Annotated in this window: 21 protein-coding genes; 4 read left to right on the top strand and 17 right to left on the bottom strand. The window is 32.9% G+C overall.

Annotated elements, in window-relative coordinates; all coding sequences use genetic code 11:
* Positions 1 to 71: 71 nt before the first annotated feature.
* The 9 genes from Q0822_RS11190 to Q0822_RS11230 all read right to left on the bottom strand — a co-directional run bounded on the left by Q0822_RS11190 (position 72) and on the right by Q0822_RS11230 (position 12,280).
* Positions 72 to 1,448: an MATE family efflux transporter gene (locus tag Q0822_RS11190; protein WP_299123621.1), complete on the bottom strand. Its 1,377-nt coding sequence runs from the start codon at positions 1,446 to 1,448 to the stop codon at positions 72 to 74.
* Positions 1,449 to 1,520: 72 nt separating this feature from the next.
* Complete coding sequence (locus Q0822_RS11195) at positions 1,521 to 2,363, bottom strand: hypothetical protein (RefSeq protein ID WP_299123622.1); 843 nt, start codon at positions 2,361 to 2,363, stop codon at positions 1,521 to 1,523.
* Positions 2,364 to 2,665: 302 nt separating this feature from the next.
* Positions 2,666 to 3,346 carry a hypothetical protein gene (locus tag Q0822_RS11200; RefSeq protein ID WP_299123623.1) on the bottom strand — a complete coding sequence of 227 codons (681 nt, stop codon included), beginning with the start codon at positions 3,344 to 3,346 and terminating at the stop codon, positions 2,666 to 2,668.
* Between the two features lie 485 nt (positions 3,347 to 3,831).
* Entirely contained in the window at positions 3,832 to 4,656 is an 825-nt protein-coding gene (locus tag Q0822_RS11205) for an FkbM family methyltransferase (protein ID WP_299123624.1), read from the bottom strand.
* Positions 4,657 to 4,899: 243 nt separating this feature from the next.
* Positions 4,900 to 7,527: a T9SS type A sorting domain-containing protein gene (locus Q0822_RS11210; protein WP_299123626.1), complete on the bottom strand. Its 2,628-nt coding sequence runs from the start codon at positions 7,525 to 7,527 to the stop codon at positions 4,900 to 4,902.
* A 164-nt stretch (positions 7,528 to 7,691) separates the two neighbouring features.
* Positions 7,692 to 8,633, bottom strand: a complete 942-nt coding sequence (locus Q0822_RS11215; protein WP_299123627.1) for a nitronate monooxygenase — start codon at positions 8,631 to 8,633, stop codon at positions 7,692 to 7,694.
* Positions 8,634 to 10,250: a S8 family serine peptidase gene (locus tag Q0822_RS11220; RefSeq protein WP_299123628.1), complete on the bottom strand. Its 1,617-nt coding sequence runs from the start codon at positions 10,248 to 10,250 to the stop codon at positions 8,634 to 8,636.
* A gap of 17 nt (positions 10,251 to 10,267) precedes the next feature.
* Positions 10,268 to 11,455, bottom strand: coding sequence for a tRNA 2-thiouridine(34) synthase MnmA (gene mnmA / locus Q0822_RS11225; protein ID WP_299123630.1), 1,188 nt, complete (start codon positions 11,453 to 11,455; stop codon positions 10,268 to 10,270).
* 114 nt (positions 11,456 to 11,569) lie between these two features.
* A complete protein-coding gene (locus Q0822_RS11230) occupies positions 11,570 to 12,280 on the bottom strand; it encodes a toxin-antitoxin system YwqK family antitoxin (RefSeq protein ID WP_299123632.1) in 711 nt (236 codons plus the stop codon).
* Between the two features lie 66 nt (positions 12,281 to 12,346).
* On the opposite strand from Q0822_RS11230, the gene Q0822_RS11235 reads away from it, so the two are divergent.
* Positions 12,347 to 13,750 carry a fasciclin domain-containing protein gene (locus tag Q0822_RS11235; RefSeq protein WP_299123634.1) on the top strand — a complete coding sequence of 468 codons (1,404 nt, stop codon included), beginning with the start codon at positions 12,347 to 12,349 and terminating at the stop codon, positions 13,748 to 13,750.
* A gap of 108 nt (positions 13,751 to 13,858) precedes the next feature.
* Here Q0822_RS11235 and yidC read toward each other — a convergent pair whose 3' ends face one another.
* Positions 13,859 to 15,757 (bottom strand): membrane protein insertase YidC, encoded by a 1,899-nt coding sequence (yidC, locus tag Q0822_RS11240; RefSeq protein ID WP_299123635.1) that lies wholly within the window; start codon positions 15,755 to 15,757, stop codon positions 13,859 to 13,861.
* Positions 15,758 to 15,878: 121 nt separating this feature from the next.
* The gene (locus Q0822_RS11245; RefSeq protein ID WP_299123636.1) at positions 15,879 to 17,495 is read right to left on the bottom strand and encodes a CTP synthase; all 1,617 of its coding nucleotides are present in this window, start codon (positions 17,493 to 17,495) and stop codon (positions 15,879 to 15,881) included.
* Between the two features lie 374 nt (positions 17,496 to 17,869).
* Here Q0822_RS11245 and Q0822_RS11250 point away from each other — a divergent pair, with 374 nt between their 5' ends.
* Positions 17,870 to 19,786, top strand: a complete 1,917-nt coding sequence (locus Q0822_RS11250) for a DEAD/DEAH box helicase (protein WP_299123637.1) — start codon at positions 17,870 to 17,872, stop codon at positions 19,784 to 19,786.
* Positions 19,787 to 19,817: 31 nt separating this feature from the next.
* Here Q0822_RS11250 and Q0822_RS11255 read toward each other — a convergent pair whose 3' ends face one another.
* Positions 19,818 to 22,205 carry a T9SS type B sorting domain-containing protein gene (locus Q0822_RS11255; protein WP_299123638.1) on the bottom strand — a complete coding sequence of 796 codons (2,388 nt, stop codon included), beginning with the start codon at positions 22,203 to 22,205 and terminating at the stop codon, positions 19,818 to 19,820.
* Positions 22,206 to 22,512: 307 nt separating this feature from the next.
* Between Q0822_RS11255 and Q0822_RS11260 the strand changes: the two genes are divergently transcribed.
* Positions 22,513 to 23,322, top strand: a complete 810-nt coding sequence (locus tag Q0822_RS11260) for a carboxypeptidase-like regulatory domain-containing protein (RefSeq protein ID WP_299123640.1) — start codon at positions 22,513 to 22,515, stop codon at positions 23,320 to 23,322.
* Between the two features lie 6 nt (positions 23,323 to 23,328).
* On the opposite strand, the gene Q0822_RS11265 is transcribed toward Q0822_RS11260, so the two are convergent.
* From Q0822_RS11265 to Q0822_RS11275, 3 genes are read right to left on the bottom strand one after another with little or no spacing between them, the layout of a single operon-like run.
* The gene (locus Q0822_RS11265) at positions 23,329 to 23,691 is read right to left on the bottom strand and encodes a VOC family protein (RefSeq protein ID WP_299123641.1); all 363 of its coding nucleotides are present in this window, start codon (positions 23,689 to 23,691) and stop codon (positions 23,329 to 23,331) included.
* A 17-nt stretch (positions 23,692 to 23,708) separates the two neighbouring features.
* Complete coding sequence (locus Q0822_RS11270; RefSeq protein WP_299123643.1) at positions 23,709 to 24,128, bottom strand: VOC family protein; 420 nt, start codon at positions 24,126 to 24,128, stop codon at positions 23,709 to 23,711.
* Positions 24,129 to 24,166: 38 nt separating this feature from the next.
* On the bottom strand, positions 24,167 to 24,823 hold the full coding sequence (locus tag Q0822_RS11275; RefSeq protein ID WP_299123645.1) for an RNA methyltransferase: 657 nt from the start codon (positions 24,821 to 24,823) through the stop codon (positions 24,167 to 24,169).
* Between the two features lie 25 nt (positions 24,824 to 24,848).
* Here Q0822_RS11275 and Q0822_RS11280 point away from each other — a divergent pair, with 25 nt between their 5' ends.
* A complete protein-coding gene (locus tag Q0822_RS11280; protein ID WP_299123646.1) occupies positions 24,849 to 25,523 on the top strand; it encodes a Sir2 family NAD-dependent protein deacetylase in 675 nt (224 codons plus the stop codon).
* A gap of 23 nt (positions 25,524 to 25,546) precedes the next feature.
* Here the strand turns inward: Q0822_RS11280 and Q0822_RS11285 are convergent, their stop codons facing one another.
* Both Q0822_RS11285 and Q0822_RS11290 read right to left on the bottom strand, forming a co-directional pair.
* The gene (locus Q0822_RS11285; protein WP_299123649.1) at positions 25,547 to 25,747 is read right to left on the bottom strand and encodes a helix-turn-helix transcriptional regulator; all 201 of its coding nucleotides are present in this window, start codon (positions 25,745 to 25,747) and stop codon (positions 25,547 to 25,549) included.
* The gene (locus Q0822_RS11290) at positions 25,747 to 26,193 is read right to left on the bottom strand and encodes a hypothetical protein (protein WP_299123650.1); all 447 of its coding nucleotides are present in this window, start codon (positions 26,191 to 26,193) and stop codon (positions 25,747 to 25,749) included. The genes Q0822_RS11285 and Q0822_RS11290 overlap by 1 nt, the downstream gene beginning before the upstream one ends.
* Positions 26,194 to 26,360 lie beyond the last annotated feature (167 nt).

A 26,360-nucleotide genomic window follows, 5' to 3' on the forward strand; every position in this document is an offset into this window, starting at 1 on the left:
AAAGTTATGAGTATTTAAAGTTCTAGTTACTCTTTGAGCAAAAATAGTAAATCCAATTGAGTTAAAAAGTTTTAAGTTTGCTCTCTAATTAACTTTTTAGTTAGATAATTAAATCGAATGTAAAGCAGAATTGAAGCACTTGTTAATCCTGCTAGTAAGCCTAACCAAATACCAAAACTACCATAAGCATCTTCTTTACCTAAAAACCAACTTACAGGAAAACCAATTAACCAATACGCTATAAAAGTAATTAACGTTGGAATTTTCACATCTTGTAGTCCACGCAATGCACCTAAAACTACCACTTGAATACTATCACTAATTTGAAAAATAGCAGCAGCCAATAATAAATTTGAAGCAATTTTCACTACTTCCATATTGTCGTCATAGTTTATGACATCATCAAAATCTACATATATACGCGGTAAATACTCGTGAAAAACAAAAAATATCAATCCAAAAACAATAGCAAATATAGTACCTAGTAAGAATAACGAAAACGCGATACGTCGTAACTCAAAATATTGCTTTAATCCTTTTTGATTACCCACTCTAATCATTGAGGCAACACTAATTCCCATAGCAACCATAAAGGTCATAGAGCTCAAATTTAGTGCAATCTGGTTTGCCGCTTGTGGATTTTTACCAAGCAAACCACTTAACCATATCGCTGCTGTGAAAATAGCAACTTCAAAAAACATTTGCATAGCACTTGGTGCTCCTAGATTAATGATTTTTCGAAGCATTAATTTATCTAAAACAAAGAACTTAATATTAGTAACGAAGGCTTTAGATTTTTCTTTCCCTCTTAATAAATACCAGAGATACCATAACATTATAAAACGTGATGCCAGCGTCCCATAAGCAGCACCAACTATACCTAACTGTGGAAAACCAAACTTACCAAAGATGAGCACATAATTTAGTAATACGTTAACCACATTAGCTAAAATGGTAGCATACATCGGATATCTAGTCATTGATAAACCATCACTAAATTGCTTAAATCCCTGAAATATAATTAACGGAATTAATGAAAATGCGACCAAATCTAAATACGGAATCGCCAACTCTACAACAGCAGCAGGCTGTTTCATAAAGTACATGAGTGGCTTGGCAAAAAAGACCAAAATGAACAACAGAATCCCTAAAACCGTACATAAAAATAAACCATGTTTAAATGCTGATTTACCACCAGTAAAATCTTTTGCTCCATCTGCCTCAGCTACCAAAGGAGTAATGGCTGTACTAAAACCAATACCTAAAGACATGGCAATAAACATAAAACTGTTCCCTAAAGATACTGCCGCTAATTCTGCAGTACCTAATTGCCCAACCATAATGTTATCAACAAAGCTAACAAAGGTATGACCAAGCATACCTAACATTACTGGTGCTGCTAGTTGCCAATTGTATTTAAATTCTTTGGTGTAGTTACTTAAAACCATATGGCAAAAATATGTGTTTTGGTCTTAGTAATTTTAATAAAACGGATGAAGTTTTATATAAGCTGTATAAACCTAAAACTTATGGTAAAGACCAAAATTCAGAGCTGCTTGTTTAGCAACATTATTACCAAAAAAAGCACCTCCAAAACCAGCTGTAACACCAAACCTGTCTGTAATCTCACCAATACCTTTTAGACCGTAAGCACCATACTCTTGGTCATTCACATAAAGTGCATTAAAACGATTTAGAGATGGTAATAGAATATCCCCGTTTTCAAGAGACTTTACAACATCTAGAAAGCCTATGAGCCAAATATGGCTAGTGATTTTATATCCTACTTCTCCTCCAATCTTAAAATTAGAACTATAACCATTAGTTCTAATATTAGCACCTATAAAACTTTGAATATACGTTTTTTCAAAACTTCGACCTGCTAAAAAAAGTGGAGTAAGAGTATAGGCATCATAACCTGTTCTAATTCCTGAAGTTTCGTCATATGCACCTGTATTTGCCTCGACAGAAAATTGGCTAGACAATATCCAATCTTTTTTATAGAAATTATGCTTTATACCTATCTCTAGATTACCTAATGCGTTTTCATTAAAATCTTTGGAGCAGTCGCCTGTACAATCAATAAAAGGGCTTTCAAAATTAGTAATTGAAATTAGCTTTAAAGGAAGGTTAACAATTAAACTTGTCTTATCTGAGATACCATACTCACCGTAAAACTGAATGGTATTATCTGAAATTTCTCCAAATGAGTTATAATCCGGATCACCGAATAACTCTGTATAATTTGGTATGGTTGTATATGAAAGTTGCGTGTAAAACTTGCCTTTTTCTTGAGTCCAAGGACTTTGTGAAAATGAAGAAAAGCTGATACACAAGATTAAAACTATAATATAATTTTTCATGAGTTGGTTTTTAATGTCCATTTAGTCGTGAAAAATTATAAATCTTTCTTTAAAATACTAAGCTAGCTATATAAAGCTATTGTCTAAAGAAACTCGTACCAATTCAAATTGTCCAACAATGTCTTATCTACAAAGCTAAAAAACGTGCGCTAGGCATTCTTAATCTTACTTGTGTTGCCAGAGTTATATTAAAATTCTTTGATATAGTTATTTAAACCATGACGCAAAAGCAGCGGTTTTAGTTGATGTTAAGCAAACTCGATATGATTATTTAATTGTAGTAATTTAACTACAAAAAATTTCTATTCAGTAATGCTACTTGTCTTCTCAGCTTTACTTTTACAAGTTTTACAAAGTTCTGAAATACCACGTTGTTCAAAAGACAACTTTACACTACCATTAGTGACATTAGTTTTTCCATCTATATGATAACAGTCTTCGAAAATATGGTATTTATTTCCCGCGCTTGTCCAGTATACATTATCGCTATTAACGTTTAAATCTTTAAGCGTAGCATTTTGCTCGTTAATTTCTTTAGTGTATTTCTCTACCGAAGGAGGATTAAAATCTACACCAGATATACCTGCTACTAGCATCGCTACAACAGCAATAGAACCTGCTATTCCTTTAGTTTTACCATCTAAATCTTTATTAGTAAAAATTAAAATCACCAAAGGTAAAAACGCTAAAACACCCATAATAGCTCCCAATTGATTTTGAATAAAGAATTTCACTTTATCCTTTTCTGATGCTGGATCTAATCGGTTGGCTTTTTTCCATAAGTAAGAGCCAGTTACTGCTAGGATTAAAATCACTACAATAGCGACAATAAGCCAAACCATAGTCTCATTACTAATCAGCTTTATAATAGCATAGATTTGAGCTCCAATAGCTATAATCCATGCGAGCATAGCAAATATGCGTAGTTGTTTTGCTTTTGATTTACTTTCTGGGCTTGCCTCAAATACTTGTTGATCTGACATGATTATTTTTTTTAGTTAGTAGTTAGTTATATAATTACTAAGATAAAAAAATAAAGCAATTGCTCAACCAGAACAATTTTACAGTAGTTTGAGACCATAACATATAAAGTTGTAGGTGATATTATACAAATTATTTTTAAGGATGAATCTTGGAATTGCACTTAACACTTAGATATGGTCAGTCACAATTGGACTATATCGTTTGTTAAGCGGAGTTAGCTTTAAAAAAACATAAAATCAATACTTAGAACCACGCATTTTGTATCTAAAATGAAGTTATATTGTGTTTAGCTTCCTCAAACTCTGCGACCATATTTTTGTACAATCTCTGCTACAGGTTTTATGGTCAATTTAAGGGTTATAATTAATTTACAATATGAGTTTATAAATGACCCATATCCAAGATGATATTAAAAGCTGATGAGTTAGATTCTATTTCCTAATGAATAAAAATAAATTTGATAATAGCCAAAGTGCTCATTTAGCTATAGGTCAATTTTAAGTTTCTGAAATATTTCATTTTTAGATTTATGAATACAAAACACATTAAAGAATTCTCCAAAATAATCAGTCATTAATTTATCATCTCTTATTATTTCTTTATGAGGATTGATTAAGACATAATTAAAATCACGTAGTAATTTTAGAACTTCGGGTATCTTATCAGAAATTTCAACCATTATAGTAGGCGCATGTAGTTCAAGGATGTTTTTCATTCCTTGGAGAGCAAATAATTCTGCCCCTTCGACATCTATTTTAATGAAATCCGGTTTTTCATCTGGGTACTCTTGTTCCATGAAGCTATCAAGAGTAATCGTTTCAACCTCAATAACTGTTTTTGTAGCGGTTAACCCAGAGTTTTCCAACACTTCATCAAAAACTTTGTAGTCGCTCAACAAGGAATTATTTTGTCCAGATAAGTTTTCGACATAAAAATTTGCCGTACCATTTTCAAAGGATACAGCTTTTTCAATTATCCGAATACTATCATAGCAATCAATATTTCTTTTTAAATACACTAAGTTATTATGCTCAGGCTCAAAAACTATTAATTTCTTAGAGTCGTTCATCAAATGACAAAAATACTGACTAAAATAGCCAATATTTGCACCAATATCTATTGCAAAACTACAGTCAGGAAGGATTTCAGCGAATAGATCAATAGTTTCTCGTTCTCTTCTTATCCCATAATACCAATAGCCTTTATGTAAGAATGCATCCAGATAAAAAGGCTTTTTTGTTAAATGATGTCGGATTTTAATTGTACCTGGATTGAACCATCTCAAAAGTTTAATTACTAACTTTCTCATATTACTTTTATTTATGCCAACAGACCCTAAGCAAAGTTAGTATTTAATTTTGTAAAATTAAGTTGAGTGATTTTGGTTCAACTATTGTGGCATTAAGACTAGCTAATTTTAGTTTTTACATTGAAATTATATTTTGCTTGGCTTCATCAAACTCACTGACCATATCCTTTACAATCTCAGCCACAGGTTTATATTGGATCAATCCAGCGATTTAGGCAATCTCAAGTTCTCAGTCTTCTAAAACTAATCAACTATTAATCTTTTGATTACATTAATTGAATTATTCTTTTGCTTTATATTGACTAAGTAAATACCCGACGGAAGGTCTCCAACATAAAGCTGTTGCTCATTTTCGTCGTAGGTTCTTAATCGATTTCCTGCTATACCATATATAGTGATTGATTCTAGAGGCATTTTAGAATAAACTCTAAAATATTGTTTAGCTGGATTAGGATTTATAGAGATCTCATTTAAGTCACTATTAAAATCATTTACTCCAAGAACGGCATTATCTATACTAAAAGAAAAGACTAATTCAATTCTTTCATTAAGAGTACTGTTTCTATTTTGAGTGTCTACACTATCACCAGTTGTTGTAGAAACAGTTCTTATTGCGTTAATAATTAAATCGTTAAAATCTGTTTCTATGTAATCCTCATATTCTCTAGCTAAATAGAGCTCGTTATTAACAATAACAAAATCTTCATTAACAACCTGATTTCCATCATCATCAACAAAATAATACTGAATATTTAAATCGTCACTATCACTAATAAATGTACCAATCAATGTATTTGGAGCAGGTAGTATAACAATCGTATCTACAGGAGAGAATATTACGTCAGTAATTGTCAAGCAAGTCGTACTAATATCTAAGTTTGAATTATTTCTTATGTAGTAATACGATTCATTATCATCTACTTGTTGAATTTGAATTAAATTACAAACATTAAATGCAGTTAATGACTCATTTCCTGAAACGTATAAGTAATTCGCTATCGTTGTCAAAGCTGGTGCATTAACAACTTCTAAACTAAGATTTCTATCAAAATAAATATGACTACCAGTATTTTCTAACATTGGAAAATCCACTTCAACTAAATTTACATTTTGATAAAAATAAATAGAACCATTAACAGAAGTTAAATTTGTAAAAACCAGTTTTGTAGGCGTAATAAAACTATTATCCTTATGATAATAAATATTATCAAGGGTTGTATCTGTAATCTCTATAGTAGTTATAGTTTCATTTATTATATCTTCAACGTTGATAGTGAACTCACTTTCTAATTTTTCGCCTAAATGATTTCTCACACCAATTTCTATTACATATTCATTTCTTCCTTCAAAATCTAAAGGGGTATTTGTGACTAATTCATTTCCTATTATTAAAAAGTTCTCATTATCATCAAATTCATATTCAGTTAAATAATATATTAAATCTTCATTAGAGCCATTACTATCTGCTGACAAAGTGCCAATAATGGTATTTAAATCTTGATTCTCACTAATTATAGAATTACTTATAATTAGATTATTTGGAGCACCAATACTAAAACATTGAGGCTCCGCATCTATGATACTATTATTATTTGAAACATTATAATAAGGTAATGAAGAGTCGTCTTGTACTATTTCTGTAAGATTACAAATATTTAATTCTAATAATGATTCATTACCAGAAACAGATAAATACCTAGTTACTGATGTTAAATTAGGCGCGTTAATAATCTCTAAACTAAGGTTTCCATTAAAATAAAAATAGCTACCTGTGCTCTCTAATAATGGAAAATCAACTTCAACCAGGCTTAAATTTTGATGAAAATAAATAGAACTTCCAGCATTTTGTAATAAAGGAAAATCGACTTCAACTAAATTTACATTTTGATGAAAATAAATAGAACCACTAACAGAAGTTAGATTGGTAAACACAAGTTTTGTAGGTTCTGTAAAACTATTTTGATGGTAATAAACATTATCTAGTGTTGTATCTGTGATTTCAATTGTAGTAACATTCTCATTTATTACATCTTCTACATTTATAGTAAACTGAATTTCTAACTTTTCACCTAAAAGATTTCTCACTCCTACTTCTACTACATACTCGTTCTTTGTTTCGTAGTCAAAAGATGAATTTGTAATTAATTGATTTCCATCTATTGAAAAGTCTTCATTGTCAAATTCATATTCTGTTAAATAATATATTAAGTCTTCATTAGGACCATTACTATCAGCTGATAACGTTCCTACTAAACTATTGACATCTTCATTCTCACTAATTATCACATTACTTATTACAAGATTATTAGGAGCACCAATACTGAAACATTGTGGAACTGCATCAATAACACTATTATTATTAGAAATATTATAATAAGGTAATGAAGAAGAGAATTCTTCTGGTAATATTTCTGTAAGACTACATATATTTAATTCTGTTAAAGACACATTACCTGAAATAGATAAATATCTGGTTACAGATGTTAAACTAGGTGCATTAATAATCTCCAAATTAAGGTTTCCATTAAAATAAAAATAACTACCAATGCTTTCTAATAATGGAAATTCAACTTTAACTAAATCATTATTTTGATGAAAATAAATAGAGCTTTCAACATTTTGTAGTAATGGAAATTCTACTTCAACTAAATTTACATTTTGATGAAAATAAATAGAACCACTAACAGAAGTTAAATTTGTAAACACTAGCTTTGTTGGCTCTGTAAAACTATTTTGATGATAATAAACACTATTAAGTGATGTATCAGTAATTTCAATAACTACAGGATCAGTAAAATCATTATCTGAGGAGATTAAAGCATAGGTAAAATTACTTACAACAATTAATATTAACGTGATTATTCTTTTCATTTATTTAAATTTTATAATAAGATTAAGGTTTTAAAAATCATAAAACCAAAGTATTAAAGCATGTAGTATAATACTTATAAGTTTCAAATCTATAAGATAATTTTTAGAAATCTGTAATTTCACTCAATAGTTTCGTTATAATACTTTTATTTACTGACGAGAAATTATAATTGGCTAGTAATCTGCTTAGCTTCCTCGAACTCACTCACCATCTCCTTTACAATCTCAGCTACAGGTTTTATATTATGTATGAGTCCAGCGATTTGTCCAATCTCTAATTCACCATCTTCTAAATCGCCTTCAAACATGCCACGTTTGGCTCTTGCTCTTCCTAACAATTCTTTGAGTTGCTCTTGTGTTGGCCCTGTCTTATAGAGTTCTTGTAATTCGTTGTAGAATTTATTTTTAATAAGTCGTACTGGTGCTAATTCTTTTAAAGTGAGTTGTGTGTCTCCTTCTTTAGCATCAATCACAACTTGCTTAAAGGCTTGGTGTGCTGAAGATTCTTCACTAGCTACAAATCGGCTACCTACTTGTACTCCATCAGCTCCCAAAACCATACAGGCTAACATAGCTTTTCCTGTGGCAATACCTCCTGCTGCTATGAGTGGAATATGTAATTGTTCTTTTACCATAGGAATCAATGTTAGCGTTGTCGTCTCATCTCTTCCGTTGTGTCCTCCTGCTTCAAAACCTTCGGCTACAATTGCATCGACTCCTGCATCTTGTGCCTTTAGGGCAAACTTTACACTACTTACAACATGCACTACAGTTATCCCCTTATCTTGTAACCATTCGGTCCAAGTCTTTGGATTTCCGGCAGAAGTGAATACAATTTTCACACCTTCTTCTACAATTATATCCATTATCTCTTCAATATTTGGATATAACATGGGCACGTTAACACCGAATGGTTTATCAGTGGCTGCATTACATTTTTGAATATGTTCTCGCAGCACATCTGGATACATTGAGCCTGCACCAATTAAACCTAAAATTCCCGAGTTACTTGCTGCTGAAGCTAGTCTCCAACCACTGTTCCAAATCATTCCAGCTTGGATGATTGGGTATTTTATATTAAAAAGCGTTGTGATTCTGTTTGCCATTTATTGCTTTATGAATTTATAGGTTTTTGATGTTGTTTCAGATGATAATTTCATCAAATAAATCCCAACTGAAAATTTAGAAACATCAATTAAAGACAATTCATCTTTAAGATTAGTTTGATAAACTTTTTGACCTAATTGATTATAAATTGACAATTCTATAGTATTTAAAATTGATGGTAATCTCAGATTTAATACATCTTTAACAGGATTTGGATAAAAGCTAAAATCTTCAAGCAACGCTTCATCAACAGATAATGCCATGTTTCTCGCTAAATCTAAATCTGGAATACCATAACCTAAAAAATCATCTGGAGAATTAAACTGCGATGCAGATTGCCTTACATAATTCATAACTTCTGTTGGAGATGCATCTGGAATGGCTTGCCACAAAGATGCTATACCACCACACAGTATTGGTCCACTAAATGAGGTTCCGTTATTTTGAGTAATCGTATTGTTTTGGTCTACAACATAAGCCGATCCACCTCTAGCTACAACATCTGGTTTCTGGTATCCTACTTGTGCTGTACTACCTTGAGAACTAAAGGACACATAATTTCCATCAGCATTAACAGCTCCTATTGATAAAACATCTGGTGAATCTGCTGGCGCACCAACCGTTTGCCATGCAGTTGCACCAGCATTACCTGCACTAACTACGACTAAAATTCCTTTTTCGGAAGCAATGGATGCTCCTCTGGTTATATAAGTTGTTTGGCCATTCATATCTGCTGGTGTGTAATCATAGTTTGCATTATCAAATACACGATAACCAAGCGATGTATTAATCATATCTACACCCAAACTATCTGCACGTTCTGCAGCTTCCACCCAATAGCTTTCCTCTACTGGTGTTTCGCTACCAGTTTCTTCCGTTATAAACAAATAATATTTAGCATCTGGCGCTGTACCAACAAATTGATCTTGTATAAAACCTGCCATAGTACTTAATACTCGTGTACCATGACTACTTCCTGAAAAAGCATATACATCTGAAGTTTTATTTACAAAATCATAACCATCTAACAAATCTCCATTATCTCTTAAACGCTGAAAAGCTCCCATAGTATTCACATTCGGAAAACCAGAGTCCATAACTGCAATCGTAATACCTTCACCTGTAAAATCTGCAACATGCAAATTATCTACATTAATCATTTCTATCTGATTCTGAGTATCACCATAAGTAAACACAATATTCTCATCTTCTATATCTGTTTTATCTTGAATAACTTCTGAACGTGAAGCTACGTCTAAATTATTATTTGCAAAATCAATACTGTCTACATATGTCAACGTACTTAAAGCGTTAATGTCAGTTTCAATCCCTCTAACATGAACAGCATTAAACCATTTAGATTTAGCTAGAACTGTGATTCCTGCTTGGGTTTTTAAATTTGATATGTACGCTTCATTAACGGGTACATCGCGTTCATCTATTGCTATATTATGATTTTGTTTTCTATCAATGGATTTCTGAGTAAGTATTGAGATAGGATTGGCCAAAGCAGCTGCAACATTTGGCTTATCTGCAAGATAAATCCAAGCATCTTCTTGAGCGTAGCTATTTATTTTAAATAAGAGCAATAAAAGCATGGTTAGCTTTCTTAACATGGCTTTTTCTTTGCAATTTAAGAAATTACTCCTGAACCTAACAATTCGTCTTCTATGTACCAAGCTACAAATTGACCTTCGGTAATTGCAGATTGTTTGTTTTCAAATTCCACGTATAGACCAGTCTCAACTTTATGTAAAGTCGCTTTTTCTAATGCTTGTCTGTATCTAATTCTTGCTAAAACAGGTAAAGTTTCACCTTCGGTTAAAGCTAAATCTTCTCTTACCCAATGTAGCTCATCATTAGTTACAAACAACGTATTTCTATATAAACCAGGATGGTTTTTTCCCTGACCAGTGTAAATAATGTTTTCTTCAACATCTGTGTCAATAACAAAAAGTGGTTCTACAGTTCCACCAACAGCCAAACCTTTTCGTTGTCCTTTAGTAAAATAATGTGCACCTTGATGCTTGCCAACAACTTTTCCATCAGTAACTGAATATTCTGGTTTTCTAGATAAATATTCCAATTCACTTTCTTTAGAATTGAATATTGGAACTGCCTCATTATAAATTTCAAAAGAATCTGCAACCTCAACAATGACTCCTTCTTTAGGCTTTAATTGTTGTTGTAAAAAGTCTGGTAATCTAACTTTACCAATAAAACATAGGCCTTGGGAATCTTTCTTTTCAGCCGTTATTAAGTCTTGTGCTTTTGCTATTTCTCTAACTTCAGGTTTTGTTAATTCACCTAATGGAAATAGAGCTTTGCTTAATTGCGCTTGAGATAACTGACATAAAAAATAGGATTGATCTTTGTTAGTATCTACGCCAGCTAAAAGTCGATGAATCTCTTTTCCATCTTTTATAATGGTTCCTTTTCTGCAATAATGACCTGTAGCGACGTAATCTGCTCCTAATTCTAATGCGATATCCATAAAGACATCAAACTTTATTTCGCGATTACATAAAACATCAGGATTTGGTGTTCGTCCTTTTTCGTATTCATTAAACATATAATCCACAATACGCTCTTTGTATTGTACACTTAAATCTACAGTTTGAAAAGGAATACCAAGCTTTTCCGCTACTAACATGGCATCATTGCTATCCTCTAACCAAGGGCATTCATCTGAAATGGTTACAGAATCATCGTGCCAATTTTTCATAAATAAACCTATAACCTCATAGCCTTGCGCTTTTAAAAGATAAGCAGCAACGCTAGAATCCACACCTCCAGAAAGTCCTACTATGACTCGTTTCATTTGTACAAATTTATTTTCTTTTTTGTTCGAAAAACTTCGGCAAAATTACAAAATAAAAAAGGTAATCTTATTAAGATTACCATTTCTAAATTCTATTAATGTAATAGCTAAAAACTATTCGTATTTCTTAATGACCTTGTTATTTGTGTGATCAATTTCTTTAGCTATTTTTCCATCTTTATAATACTTCCAAACACCTTTTTTTTGATTAGCAATATAATTGCCTTCAGAATCTTTCTTACCAGAAGCATCATAATTAATGGTTTTACCCTCTAATTTATCATTCTTATACTGAGATGATTTAATTAAAACTTCATTTTCTAAAAACCATTTAGCTTCACCATTTAGTTGACCATTTTTATAAGATGCTTGCTCTGCAACTAAACCATTATCATAATAAACATAGCGTTCACCTTCTAGCGTTCCTTCATCATTAAAATTTTCTACAATCATTTTTTTAGTAGAATCCTTATGATAATATATCCACTGACCGACAAAACGCTTGCCATCCATTTTACCTTTACTAATTATTTTCTTATTTGAAGCATAAAAGGTAATATCGGCTATACTATCCTTTTCATTGAACACCTTTATGGCACTTAAAACACTTTTCCCTTTCGATAATGTATAAAACTTAAATGAGTCAACTTCCTTGCCATGAACAAATGTGCCTTCATATCGTTTTTGATCTGTTTGATGATAGTTTTTTGTCCACAAACCGTGACGTTTACCCGCTTTATCGAACTGATTAACCGATTTTTGGGCGTATATGGTTGTTAAAGTTATTGTAAAAAATAAGCACAAAAACACTTTTTGTTTAATCATTTTGTAATTTCGTTAAACAAACTAATTAAAGTTTGAAATGTTGAACAATTTTAAAAACTCAAAAAAATGAAAATTATTTCAAAAACATTCAAATTACTCACAGTATTTTTATTAGTCATAGGAATCACTGGATGTAGTGATGACGATGACAACGGTGGACCAAGCGGTCCAGAAACGAATACTATTGTTGATTTAGCAGTGGCTACTCCAGATTTAAGCTCGTTAGTAGATGCGTTAGTCAGAGCAGATGGTAATCTTGTTGCTACTCTAAGTGGTAATGGTCCTTTTACAGTTTTAGCACCAACAAATACTGCATTTAGTAACTTTCTATCTGCAAATGGTTTTGCTTCATTAGAAGAAGTTCCTACTGATTTGTTATCTCAGATATTATTAAATCACGTTATCTCTGGTGAGGTCACTTCAACAATGTTAGTTAACATGGGTTCTGGTTATACAAGTACAAGTGCTACTGGTGCAGGTGGAAATAACTTAAGTCTATTATTTGACACATCTAGTGGTGTTACTTTTAATAATGTAGCTACTGTGGTCGACGGATTAGCTGATGTAGATGCAGATAATGGTATTGTTCATGTAATTGATGCTGTAATTGGCTTGCCAGATGTCGTTGATCATGCCTTAAATAATAGCAATTTCACATCCCTTACTGGTGCTTTAACTTCTGAAGATTTAGTAACTACACTTCAAGGTGATGGTCCTTTCACTGTATTAGCACCGACAAATGATGCTTTTGGTAATTTTGCTAATCCAAATAGTAACGCTTTATCTAGCATACTTCTAAACCATGTACTTGGTGGTGTTATATTATCAACTGATTTAGTAGCTTCAGGTTCTGGATATGCTTACACTTCAGCAGTTGGACCTAATGATACTGATTTAAGTATTTATTTTGACACATCTGATGGAGTTGTATTTAATGGACTATCTACAGTTGGAACAGCTGACATAGTTGGTACAAATGGTATAATTCATGTTGTGGATGAAGTTATCGATTTACCGACAATAGCTACATTCGCTACATCAAACCCAGCCTTATCAAGTCTGGTAGCTGCGCTACAATTAGCAGACACTGGAACACCAACTGTTCCTTACATAGCAACAGTTTCTGACGCCACAGCTGGGCCTTTTACAGTATTTGCACCAACCAATGATGCATTTGCAGATTTATTATTGGAATTAGATCCTTCAGGAAATACCGCTCTAGGTGATTTAGATCCTGCGACGGTTGATAGTGTATTAACTTACCACATTGTAGGGGCTAATGTACAATCTTCAGGACTTCCTAACGGTGCTGTTGCAACACTAGGTGGTGAAATAACAGCAGATAATACAGCATTTACACTAACAGATCCTAATGGTCGTGTTAGTAATATAATAACAACTTTAGTAGATATACAATCTACAAATGGTGTAGTACATGTTATAGATAAAGTAATATTACCACCACAATAAAAGAAAAAGTGAGGAGTGATTACCTCGTTTTATATTGATTGATTTAGTTAGTAAAAAGCCCTTTGAAATTTTTCAAAGGGCTTTTCTATATATAAAAATCAATTTCTGTTACTTTTTACGCTTTTGGGCTTGCTTCTGTTGTTCAGCCTGTTCCATCATCTCAGCCATTTTCTTTTGAAACTTATTTTGTTTCTTAGGTTTTGTTTTACTGACTTCAATTTTAGCCAATACTTTATCTTCATCAATAATGTAGTTTTTAATGACTAACATAATACCAATACTAATTAAGTTAGATATAAAGTAATATAAACTTAAACCAGACGCATAGTTATTAAAGAATACTAACATTAAAAGTGGTGAGAAGTAGATCATATACTTCATCATTTTACCCATATCTGGCATACCTTCTTGTGTTGGCTGTGTAGCCACTTGCTGACCAGTGGTCATTTTCATGTAAAAGAAAATTGCAACTGCTGCTAATATTGGAAATAAAGCAACATGGTCTCCATAAAACGGTATTGGAAATGGTAGTTCTGCAATAGAATCATAAGAACTTAAATCATCTGCCCAAAGGAAACTTTTCTGTCTTAGTTCGAAAGCAGTTGGGAAGAACATAAACAAGGCATAAAACACAGGAATTTGCATTAAACCTGGTAAACATCCACTAAGAGGGCTAGCACCAGCTTTGTTCTGCAATGCCATCGTTTCTTGCTGAGCTTTTAATTTGTTGTCTTTATACTTTGCTCTTATAGCTTCTAACTCTGGCTTTAAAATTTTCATTTTTGCTTGAGATAAGAATTGCTTGTATTGTACAAAAGACAACATTATTTTCACCAAAATAGTCATTACTATAATGGCTATACCATACGGTAAAAATCCACTTAAGAAACCAAATAGAGGGATAAAAAGTGCTTTGTTAATCCATCCAAAAATTCCCCAACCAAAAGGAATACTTTCTTCTAGACCTTTATCATAAGACTTTAACGTTTTAGCATCTGTTGGCCCATAGTATAAGCCTAAACTCTTATTTATTTCACCTCCATTATATGCCAGCGGAAATTTAGAGGTGTATAATTTTGTAAATAAAGTATCAACCTCTTCATCTTCAACTAAATCCTTGGAAGTTAACGCTACATTTTTTAACGTACTTTCATTAGAAACTAATATTGTACTAAAGAAATGCTGCCTATAAGATAACCACTCAACATCCTCAACAGTTTCGTCATCATCACTCATTTGCGATAATTTATCAACCTTTCCATCATCATGCATATAGGTTAATCTTGTATAACGATTTTCGTAACTTATACTTTTGGAATGGCGAATCTGTTTCTGTTTCCAATCTAGAGCAATAGGCTGCGATGTGTTAAATACACCACTTAAACCCTGAGACTTGATTGAAAAATCAATCATATAGTCATTTGGCTTTAACTCATAACGGTATTCTAAATATTCAGATTCTGAAAATTTAAGCTTCATCGATACAACAGTATTCTCACCGCTTTTAGTCACACTAGGCTGAAAAGGATGGTCTTGTGTATTTTGCGTACGGCTGTCTGAAGTGCTAAATGTAAGATTGAAAGCACTATTATTATCCTTTACCAAATAAATTGGCACTGAATCATAATCTACAAAGTTTTTTAGTTTTACCTGTGCTAAATGCCCACCTTTTCTATTAAACTTTAATTCAAAAACATCAGTTTCTACAGTTGTTATATCTTCACCTTCTAACGTGTAAGCATACGAGATTGCACCAACCTTATTTTTAAGAGCAACTTGCTCAGATGAATCTGTAACTTTGACATTAGGATAATCTTTGGATGTTGTAACAACCGCTTCATTTTGTTTGCTTTCTTTCTTCTCTGCTTCAACCTGTTCTTGTTCGGCTTTCTTTTTCGCTTCAACTTCTTCAGGTGTTGGACTATTTTGATACATCATAAATATCAAAATACCGAATATGAGGACAAAACCTATTATAGAGTTAATGTCAAATTTCTTTTCTTCCATTGATTTTTCAGTTTTAGACCTGTCAGGCTATAGGAACCAAACAGGTCTTAAGTGGTATTAATTGGTTAACTCAAATTGTTATCCAAATTTTATTTTGCGCCAAAGTGGCACACTATTTTTGCTATTTCTTATTTTTAAATTTTAAAGCAGCACCAACAAAAGCCACGAAAAGTGGATGTGGGTTAGCTACTGTACTCTTATATTCTGGATGGTATTGTACACCAACAAACCAGTTATGGTTTGGTATTTCTATAATCTCAACTAAACCTGTTTCTGGGTTTAGACCAGTCGCTTTCATACCAGCAGCTTCAATTTCAGTTTTATAATCGTCATTAAACTCAAAACGATGTCTGTGACGTTCTTTTATACCTATGTCATCATAAACTTTATAAGCAATACTATTTTTACTAATCTTACAATCCCAAGCTCCCAAACGCATGGTTCCACCTTTGTTAACAACATTTTTTTGGGATTCCATTAAATTAATGACAGGATGTTTAGTGTTTTCATCCATTTCAATAGAGTTAGCATCTTTTAGTTTTAGTACATTTCTTGCGTATTCAATTACTGCCATTTGCATACCCAAACAAATACCTAAAAACGGAATGTTATGTTCTCTAACATATTTTACAGCATCAATTTTTCCTTCAATTCCTCTCTCACCGAATCCTGGAGCAACCAATACACCATCTAAATGCTTTAATTTGAATTCTATATTGTCTTCATTCAAATATTCAGAATGAATGGGCTCTACTTTAACTCTAACTTCATTCTCGGCACCAGCATGAATGAAGGCTTCAAGAATTGATTTATAAGAATCCTGAAGTTCTACATACTTCCCAATTAAACCTATTGTGACTTCGCTTTTCGGATTTTTATGACGCTTTAAAAATTCATTCCATTGCTTTAAGTCAGGCACATCGCTTTTTAGATTTAATTTATCTAAAACAACCTTATCCAACCCTTCATCTAACATTAGGTTAGGAACATCATATATTGTAGATGCATCAATGGATTGAATAACAGCCTCCTTTTTCACATTACAGAAACGTGCAAGTTTACTTTTTAAACCATCATGCAGCTCGTGTTCCGTTCTACATACTAGAACATCAGCATGAACTCCACTTTCCATCAATGTTTTTACGCTATGTTGTGTTGGTTTTGTCTTTAATTCACCAGCAGCAGATAAATAAGGTATTAAGGTTAAATGAATAACCAAAGCATTGTGCTCTCCAAGGTCCCATTGTAATTGACGAACCGCTTCTATATATGGCAAAGACTCAATATCACCAACAGTTCCTCCAATTTCGGTTAGAATAATATCATAATCCCCAGAATTACCCAAAATCTGAATTCTATGCTTTATCTCGTCTGTAATATGTGGTATCACTTGTACTGTCTTCCCTAAAAACTCACCACGTCGTTCTTTGTCAATAACGCTCTGGTAAATTCTACCAGTAGTCACGTTATTGGCTTGAGAAGTTGGTACATTTAAAAAACGCTCGTAATGTCCCAAATCTAAATCGGTCTCTGCTCCATCATCCGTGACATAGCATTCGCCATGCTCATAAGGATTTAGAGTTCCTGGATCTATATTGATGTATGGATCTAATTTTTGAATTGTCGTTCTGTAACCTTGTGCTTGCAAGAGTTTAGCCAATGATGCTGCTATGATGCCTTTTCCAAGAGAAGAAGACACTCCGCCTGTTACAAAAATATATTTAGGGTTTGTGGTCATGTTGCGCTGTTAAACGCAGGCAAATTTACGAAATAAAACGAGTTATTCAGAAATTGTTTATGGTTTGTTGATATGTTATGATTTAACTTTGTTTAGCTATATATAACACATGCTATTCTGAGCTTGGGTATCCAAATTTTTCAGTTAGTTATTTGGTATATATCATTAAAACAGGCTTTTATCAATTAAGATAAGTACAACCAAAAATTGATTATCCAATTAAAAGACTATATTTGCACCTTCAAAAATCCACGGGCTGGATTATATAAATTCCTCAGAGTGAGGATGTGTTACCTAGAAGTTTAAGTGTTTAGTATGTCGATTCGCTTCTTTTGTAACACCAAAAGTACATAATCGAATACATAAACTCAAGAATGAGCACATTCCAAGAACTCGGTCTTAATGAAGACCTTTTACGCGCTATTACGGATTTAGGTTTTAAAACACCTAGTGAAGTCCAAGAAAAAGCAATTCCACTTTTATTAGAAGAGGACAAAGACTTAGTGGCTTTGGCACAAACTGGTACAGGTAAAACTGCAGCTTTCGGGTTTCCGATGTTGCAAAAAATAGATATTGATAGCAGAACCACACAAGGTTTAATCTTATCTCCTACTCGCGAACTTTGTTTACAAATTACAAACGAATTAAAACTTTATGGTAAATACTGTAAAGGTTTAAACGTTACTGCCATTTATGGTGGAGCTAGTATCTCTGACCAAGCACGTTCAGTAAAACGCGGCGCACAAATTATTGTAGCAACACCTGGTCGTATGAAAGATATGATTAGTCGTAACATGGTTGATATTTCTAAAATACAATACAGTGTTTTAGATGAAGCTGATGAAATGCTAAATATGGGATTCAAAGAAGATATTACTGATATCCTTTCACATACGCCTGATGATAAGAGTACATGGTTATTCTCGGCAACAATGCCAAGAGAAGTGGCTACAATAGCTAAGAAATTCATGTACGATCCTATCGAAATTACCGTAGGAAACAAAAATGAGAGTACAAATCAGGTCTCTCACGAATACTATCTAGTAAACGCAAGAGACCGTTACCAAGCCTTAAAACGTTTGTCAGATGCTAATCCAGAGATATTCTCTGTAGTATTCTGTAGAACAAAACGCGACACTCAAAAAGTAGCCGAAAATTTAATTGAGGATGGATATAATGCAGGTGCTTTACATGGTGATTTAAGTCAGAATCAACGTGATTTAGTAATGAAATCCTTTAGAAATAGACAAATACAAACATTGGTTGCAACAGATGTTGCAGCTCGTGGTATTGATGTCGATGATATTACACATGTTATACATTACCAATTGCCAGATGAACCAGAAATATATACACACAGATCTGGTCGTACAGGTCGTGCTGGTAAAACTGGTATTTCAATGGCTATTGTTTCTAAAAGTGAAGTTAGAAGGATAAAAAGCATCGAGCGTATTATAAAAAAACAATTCGAGCAAAAAGAAATTCCGTCTGGAAGTGACATCGTTGAAGTACAATTAATGGCTCTAGCCAATAAAATACATACCACAGAAACTAATCACGAAATTGATAAGCACCTTGAAAGTATCAATGAATTATTTGCAGATACTGATAAAGATGAACTTATCAAAAAATTCTTTTCAGTAGAATTTAACCGTTTCTATAATTATTATCAAAAATCTAAAGATTTAACGGTTTCAGATTCTTCTAGAGGATCAGATAGAGATGGTGGAGGTCGTGATTACGGAAAGTCATCTAATGATTCACGTTACTTTATCAATGTTGGTCGCAAAGATGGTTTTGATTGGATGAAATTGAAAGATTTCTTAAAAGAACAGTTAGAACTGGGTCGTGATGATGTCTTTAAAGTTGATGTTAAAGAAAGTTTCTCATTCTTTAACACCGAAAAAGAATTACAAGAAAAGGTTTTAGCTTTTTTCACAGATTTTAAACATGATGGTCGTTTTGTTAATGTAGAAGTTAGCGAAAATAAAGGTCGTAGTGGTGGCGGAAGACGCGACAGAGGACGTGGAAGAGATGACAGACGCTCTGGAGGTGGAGGTCGCAGACGCGATGACAAACCAAGAGGAGACAGACGTTCTAGCGATAGAGGTGACAGAAGATCATCTGGTTCTGGAAACAGAAGTGACAGAAGACGCTCAGACAACAATAGAAGCGACAGACGTTCTGGCGAAAGACGAGAAAGAAGTTATGATGATTCTAAAGGTGACAGAAAACCAGAATCTAGTGGATCTACTTCAGAGAGACCAAGACGTTCTCGAAGACGTGATTAATTATAAAGCAAGCCTCTAATTGAGGCTTTTTTTATCGCTTTAGCGTAAAATGGCCTGAATAGCTTTTATTTTTACTTGGACGTTTTAATATAAACCAATAGTCTGAAGCTGGCATTAATTTACCATTGTAAGTACCGTCCCAACCTATAGATTCGGGACCTAATGACGCTAGTTGTTTCCCGTACCTATCATATATAAGTATTTCAAAGTCTCTTTCTGAACTTGGAAACTTTATTTTCCAGTAAGGGTTATAGCTATCGTTATTTGGTGTGAAAAATTTAGGATAATCGAGTACAAAAACAGATTTTGATATTATACCGCATCCATTTTTATCCCTTACATAAACTATATAATCACCTTGAGTTAGATCAGAAAAAGTACCACTGTCTTGATAAACTATATTATCTAAAGAAAACTCATAATCACCAAGTCCATCTGCAACAACAGAAATACTATTTCTAGCTCGCCATTCTTCAATTTCAATATCAGAAATAGTTGCCGTATTGGAAGTTATTACTGTAAATATCTTAGTTCTAGAACATGATATTTCAGGTATAGTATTATAATCTTTAATAATATCTACTGTATATGTCCCTGCAGAATTTACTACAATCGATTCTGTAGTCTGTCCTGTGAACCAGTTATAGTTATCAAAACCTTCTTCTGCATTTAGTTCTAAAGATTCATTCTCGCATATATATAGTGTAACATTTTCAACAATATCTGGGCTCTCTAAAATATTTAAGTCAAAGGAAGTGATATCAAAACAACTTGAATTATAATTATTGTTCAAGCGAGCAAATATGGTCTGCGAACTTGACGCATTGTAACTTACATCTAATGGATTAATACCACTAAGTGCATCGCTTTCAGAATTAAAGAATAATACAGAAAAATCTTGACTACTTTGACTACCAATCACTTCACTTATTTTTGTATTTAAGTTAAATAAAGTAAACCCGTCATTTTCAAGATCTTCGCAAAGCATGTAATCTAAAGGCGTATTAGCCACTGGTATTTCATAAATTATAATCTCCTCTGATAGTGTTACAGATTGACCTACAACCGTCGCATTTACTGTTACAGTATATGTACCAGGATTCGCGTATATATGTGTTGGACTTAAAAGATTCGATGTTGTACCATCGTCAAAATCCCATAAAGCAGATGTTACATTGACCCCAGAATATAATTCAAAAAAAGTTTCACTGCCTAAGCAAGTATTACTTGTATTAAATGTAGCATTAAAAAGTGATTGTACAAATGGAGGCAGTCCTAATTTTGCAATTCTTCCACCAAGGTCTACAGCACCTATTTGATAATTTGCATCTACACCTAAAGTATTGGGATTTTCTATAACATCTAAAGCTGTTTTATCTGCATTACTAACATATATCTTACCATCAACAGCAAGTTGTAATGCTCCTAGTACATTGTTACCATTATATAAGATAGTATCAGAATTAATTATATCTTGAGCGTTCGCAAATGTAATATCAAATTGATGTAATATGGAACTGGGTGTATTAGTATCGAAATTAAAATCTTTATCAGTTACATATAGTAGCGTGCCATCAGATGAAAACTCTACACCATAAGCTCCAGAAGTAGATGAAGCTTCGTAAAAATAATCCCCTATTAAAATAGGATTAGATACTATACCAGTGTTATCATTAAAATCAAAGATTTCAATATTACTATTTTCGCCACCGAACTTTGCGCTTGCTATACGTTTTCCATCTGGAGATATCTTCAAATAACCTATGGTATTTGCAATATTAGAGTTAAGTACGCTAGGATTCAAATCTCCATGAATTGTTCCAACAGAAGAGACTACTGGATTCTCATTAATACCAGAGGATGTAATATGATATGCTAAAAAGTTATTATTTCCCCATTCGTGAGTTAAAATCCAAAAATCTGTTCCGTTAGCGTGTTGAACTGCAGAAATTTTTTCAACGGTAGGTGTTCTGAGCTCTATATTTTTAACTGAAGTCACATCACCATTACCATTATTAAGACTCATATCTACAATTGAATATCTAAAACCATCATCACCTGCAGAACTATCTACTGTAAATACAAAATAGATTGTAGATGATCCTGGTTGTGGTATAATTATGCCCGACTGCGTACTTGATGGATCTCCTAAAAGCCCAAATCCATTAGGCATTTGGTTATGATTTCTATCCCAAACTGAAATCCCATCGGTATAGAAAAGTAATTGACCATTTGCATCAGAGATAGTGCCACAGCCTTCATTAGTTATGAGTTCACCATTTAAGTCTAGTATGGGTTCTCCAGTGCTAAAATCAAGACCGGCATTAACGCCAAAATACCAATATGTAGCTTCACCTTGAGCAATTATTTTCGCATGACAAAGTCCTGCGATAAAAAGTAAAACCAAAATTCTTTTCAAAACGTTTTTTAATGTATAGCAACCTTTTTCAATCAAGAGTTAATCTTGATTATAAGAAATACTGTATTTATATAGTCGTAATTTTTCTCTTTTTTACTAAAATACAAAACATTTTCATATTATGTATTTCACCACATTCACGTAGTTTTCTTATTCTAAATCATATTAATTCATAGTCTTTATGATAAAAAAACAGTGTTAGTATTGAAATTTGACCTTGAAAAACCTTGTTAATATTCTGTCAAATTACAACAGGTATATCTTAAAATCCGTTTTGTTTATTACCTTTACATCGTAACATTATTACATGCGCTACTTATTCATTCTATTTTTATGTCTAACTACAGTTAATGGCTTTGGTCAAGACAGCACTGCTACAAAAACACCAACTACAGTAAAAGGAACGATAATTAGTTCTTCTACAGATGAACCTCTAAGCGAAGTAAATATTGTCAATATTAATCAAGTAAAAGGTGTTGCAACAGATGATACTGGTGCCTTTGAAATATCGGCAAAAGCCAATGATACCTTACACTTATCTTACATTGGTTATAAATCTATAAAAGTTAGAGTAACAAATGACTGGCTAAAATTTGGCAATACAGAAATTGTAATGACCGAATTAGCTTTGGCATTAGAAGAAGTTACTGTAAAATCATTAGAACTTACTGGGTATTTAGAAGTAGATATGAAGCAAGTTCCTATTCGATCTAACAATCAATATAGAATTTCTGGTTTGTATGGTACAGGCTATGAAGGTGGTAAAACTAATATTGCAACCAAAGTACTTGGTGCGATTTTTAATCCTGCAGATTTCTTATATAATATGTTTGGTAAAAAGCCGAACGAGATGCATAAGTTAAAGAAGATGAAGGAGGACGATGAAATAAGAAATCAATTAGCTACACGCTTTGATCGAGAAATGCTTTTGGTATTACTACAAGTGACAAAGTTTGATTTGGACGAAATTGTCAACCAATGTAACTATTCTAAAGACTTTATAAATACCGCTAATGACCTTCAAATATTAGATGCTATAAGCGAATGTTACGAAGAATATAAAGTGATTAAAAAAAGTAAAGAGCGAAAAAGCAAAAAGAAAAAAGGAAAAGCTTAATTGTTTCTATTTGTTAGAATGCAATGCAATCCTATTCCCTTCAGAATCTATAAATACTCCCATACAACCATGCTCTTCTGAGATTTTGGTCTTCTCTTGGTAGATTTTTCCACCAGCCGCTTCTGCTCTATCGAGTTCAATTTGAACATCCTTTGACATAAAATAAACTAACGTTCCTTCTTTACTAGGAATGTAAGACTCTTGTTTTATTAAAGTGCCTGTGGCTCCATAAGCACCATCATTATCAGGAAACCAACCCATTTTTAGTCCACCGAAATCTACATCTCTAATGCTTATGTTAAAAACAGCTTCATAGAACTTTTTAGCGCGTTCCATATCATTTACAGGAATTTCGAACCAACCTACCATAATCTAATTCTATTTTTTTATGAAACAGCTTCATCACCTGGAGCACTCACCATCCATTGTACACCAAATTTATCAATAACACTACCAAATTTACCGCCCCAAAACATCTCTTCAAAAGGCATTGTTGCTTTACCGCCTTCCAGTAAACCAGAATATATAGAATGTCCTTGTGCTTCATCATCGGCTGCAATACTTACATGAAAGTTGTTTCCTTTGTTTAAAGGCATATTAAAATCATCTGATGCTTTTAACTCACAACCATTACCAAATGCAATAGTAGTATGCATTATTTTATTTTCAATTTCAGGTTTACTGTACTCTGGTGGTCCATCTTTGTAACGCATCACCATAAGAAATTCACCATCAAAAACATTTTTATAAAAGTTCATTGCTTCCTCGCAATTACCATCAAAAGAAAGGTAGACATCACATTTCATATCTATTGATTTTAAGTTAGAATAGTAAGTTACAAAATTTATGGTGTATCGTAAAAGCGCTCTACGATTTCATCGTAGCTTTTTATTGTTTTCTTTATCCAATCTAATAATTTTTCATTTCGTTCTTCTTCAGTGAGTTGCCAATTAATAGTAGATTTTCGTAATTGTGCTGTAACGTGTTGAAGTATAATAGCTGCAGACACAGAAATATTTAAACTTTCGGTAAACCCAACCATTGGGATTTTTAGAAAACAATCTGCTTTATCAATAACCTGCTGCGATAAGCCTTCGGTTTCCCTTCCGAAGAAAAAACACGACTTATTAGTGATATCAAAATCTATTAAATCAGAGTCTTGTGCATGAGGACTTGTAGCTACAATTTGATAGCCTTTTTGTTTCAAGTCTTCAATGCAAGCTTTCGTAGTGTGATAGCGATTTAAGTCTACCCATTTCTGAGCTCCCATGGCTATTTCTCTATCAATACGTTTTGAATTAACTTCTTCAACAATATTGACTTCTTGTATACCAAATACATCGCAAGATCTCATCACAGCACTTGTGTTGTGTAGTTGATATACATCTTCTGTTGCAACCGTAAAATGTTTGGTGCGTTGTGTCAATACGTTTTGAAACCGTTCTCTGCGATTATCTGTGAGGTAAGTTTGTAAATATTCTAAAAGTTTTAAATCTGGCATGACTCAAAATTAGTAAATTTATAACATGAAACACATCGTCGTATTAACTGGAGCTGGTATGAGTGCTGAAAGTGGAGTAAAAACCTTTAGAGACCATAATGGTTTATGGGAAGGACATGATGTTATGAGAGTAGCTTCACCAGAAGGTTTTAGGCAAAACCCTGAATTGGTTTTAGATTTTTACAACCAAAGACGAAAACAATTAAAAACAGTTCAACCCAACCAAGCACATAAAGACTTAGCCAATCTTGAGCAAGATTTTAAAGTAACTATTATCACCCAAAATGTTGATGATTTGCACGAACGTGCTGGAAGTAGTGATGTTGTACATCTACATGGTGAACTTCTAAAAATAAGAAGTACTGGCAATCCATCTGATATTAAGACTTGGACAGAAGACCTTAATCTTGGCGATAATTGCGACAAAGGTTACCAATTAAGACCACATATTGTTTGGTTTGGTGAAGATGTACCGATGATTGAAACCGCGGTTAAAATCTGCTACGCAGCTGACATTTTAGTTATTATTGGTACAAGTATGCAGGTGTATCCTGCTGCAGGTTTAATTAATTATGTACAACCAGACACAGCTATTTTTTATATAGATCCAAAACCAGCGATACAAGGCCGTGGCAATATAACCGTTATTGCGAAATCGGCTACGGAAGGCATGAAAGATCTTATAGACAAACTAATATAAGATGCACGCATATTATAACTAAACTAATCATCTGCACTCAATTTAAAAAACTCATTTACAGGCTTACCAAAAACATCAGATAATTTAAGCGCCAATACAGTAGAAGGCACATAACGATTAGCTTCAATAGAATTTATAGTCTGGCGAGACACACCTATTTTTTTCGCTAAATCATCTTGAGTTAAATTTAAAATAGCGCGTTCTACTTTTATAGTATTTTCCATTACCTGTAACGTTTTAAAGTCTGATAGAATCCTATCTGAATTAAGAACATAAAACTCAACAATTGAAAATCTCCAAGCTCTTTATATGCTTGAGTTTCATCAGCCACAATATTAGATACACCAAACTCAACATAAGGCATAACAATAGCATAAAGTACGCCAACAATAAAAGCTATAGCATAAGATTGTGCTCTTAAGGAGATAGTCATTTCATCTTCTTCCTTATCTCTTGCCAAGGATATACATAATAAACCGATAATGAAGATTGTTCTACCAATACTTCTAATTAATTCGGTATATTCTGGGAATTGCTTTCTTATAAAGAACAGCATAAATGCTGAAACCAATAAAACCATGCCTAACCACTTAAATGATGTTGGCAATCTAAAATCTAATATTTTCTGTATGCGATTGCGTTCACAATCTATATAACTTTTCTTATCCATAATTGACAAATATATTTTATATTAAGTAAAATTATTTTTACTATATGACAAATATACTTTACATTTTAAAATTAACCAAATGATTTAATTAAAAATTGACTTTGCAAAAATTTTCTACTAACTTCGTTAACGTCTGATATAAGTCATTCAAATGGGATCATATCACT

It is taken from the genome of uncultured Winogradskyella sp. (genome assembly GCF_947496485.1).
In the GTDB taxonomy this organism is placed as follows: Bacteria; Bacteroidota; Bacteroidia; order Flavobacteriales; family Flavobacteriaceae; genus Winogradskyella.

What these genes read in the sequence shown, in the direction of transcription:
- Q0822_RS11275 (WP_299123645.1), bottom strand. Translation starts at nt 24,823, where the DNA reads ATGCCAGATTTAAAACTTTTAGAATATTTACAAACTTACCTCACAGAT.
- Q0822_RS11205 (WP_299123624.1), bottom strand. Translation starts at nt 4,656, where the DNA reads ATGAGAAAGTTAGTAATTAAACTTTTGAGATGGTTCAATCCAGGTACA.
- Q0822_RS11190 (WP_299123621.1), bottom strand. Translation starts at nt 1,448, where the DNA reads ATGGTTTTAAGTAACTACACCAAAGAATTTAAATACAATTGGCAACTA.
- Q0822_RS11235 (WP_299123634.1), top strand. Translation starts at nt 12,347, where the DNA reads ATGAAAATTATTTCAAAAACATTCAAATTACTCACAGTATTTTTATTA.
- Q0822_RS11210 (WP_299123626.1), bottom strand. Translation starts at nt 7,527, where the DNA reads ATGAAAAGAATAATCACGTTAATATTAATTGTTGTAAGTAATTTTACC.
- yidC (WP_299123635.1), bottom strand. Translation starts at nt 15,757, where the DNA reads ATGGAAGAAAAGAAATTTGACATTAACTCTATAATAGGTTTTGTCCTC.
- Q0822_RS11285 (WP_299123649.1), bottom strand. Translation starts at nt 25,747, where the DNA reads ATGGAAAATACTATAAAAGTAGAACGCGCTATTTTAAATTTAACTCAA.
- Q0822_RS11265 (WP_299123641.1), bottom strand. Translation starts at nt 23,691, where the DNA reads ATGGTAGGTTGGTTCGAAATTCCTGTAAATGATATGGAACGCGCTAAA.
- Q0822_RS11245 (WP_299123636.1), bottom strand. Translation starts at nt 17,495, where the DNA reads ATGACCACAAACCCTAAATATATTTTTGTAACAGGCGGAGTGTCTTCT.
- Q0822_RS11250 (WP_299123637.1), top strand. Translation starts at nt 17,870, where the DNA reads ATGAGCACATTCCAAGAACTCGGTCTTAATGAAGACCTTTTACGCGCT.
- Q0822_RS11290 (WP_299123650.1), bottom strand. Translation starts at nt 26,193, where the DNA reads ATGGATAAGAAAAGTTATATAGATTGTGAACGCAATCGCATACAGAAA.
- Q0822_RS11215 (WP_299123627.1), bottom strand. Translation starts at nt 8,633, where the DNA reads ATGGCAAACAGAATCACAACGCTTTTTAATATAAAATACCCAATCATC.
- Q0822_RS11195 (WP_299123622.1), bottom strand. Translation starts at nt 2,363, where the DNA reads ATGAAAAATTATATTATAGTTTTAATCTTGTGTATCAGCTTTTCTTCA.
- Q0822_RS11230 (WP_299123632.1), bottom strand. Translation starts at nt 12,280, where the DNA reads ATGATTAAACAAAAAGTGTTTTTGTGCTTATTTTTTACAATAACTTTA.
- Q0822_RS11260 (WP_299123640.1), top strand. Translation starts at nt 22,513, where the DNA reads ATGCGCTACTTATTCATTCTATTTTTATGTCTAACTACAGTTAATGGC.
- Q0822_RS11270 (WP_299123643.1), bottom strand. Translation starts at nt 24,128, where the DNA reads ATGAAATGTGATGTCTACCTTTCTTTTGATGGTAATTGCGAGGAAGCA.
- mnmA (WP_299123630.1), bottom strand. Translation starts at nt 11,455, where the DNA reads ATGAAACGAGTCATAGTAGGACTTTCTGGAGGTGTGGATTCTAGCGTT.
- Q0822_RS11280 (WP_299123646.1), top strand. Translation starts at nt 24,849, where the DNA reads ATGAAACACATCGTCGTATTAACTGGAGCTGGTATGAGTGCTGAAAGT.
- Q0822_RS11200 (WP_299123623.1), bottom strand. Translation starts at nt 3,346, where the DNA reads ATGTCAGATCAACAAGTATTTGAGGCAAGCCCAGAAAGTAAATCAAAA.
- Q0822_RS11220 (WP_299123628.1), bottom strand. Translation starts at nt 10,250, where the DNA reads ATGTTAAGAAAGCTAACCATGCTTTTATTGCTCTTATTTAAAATAAAT.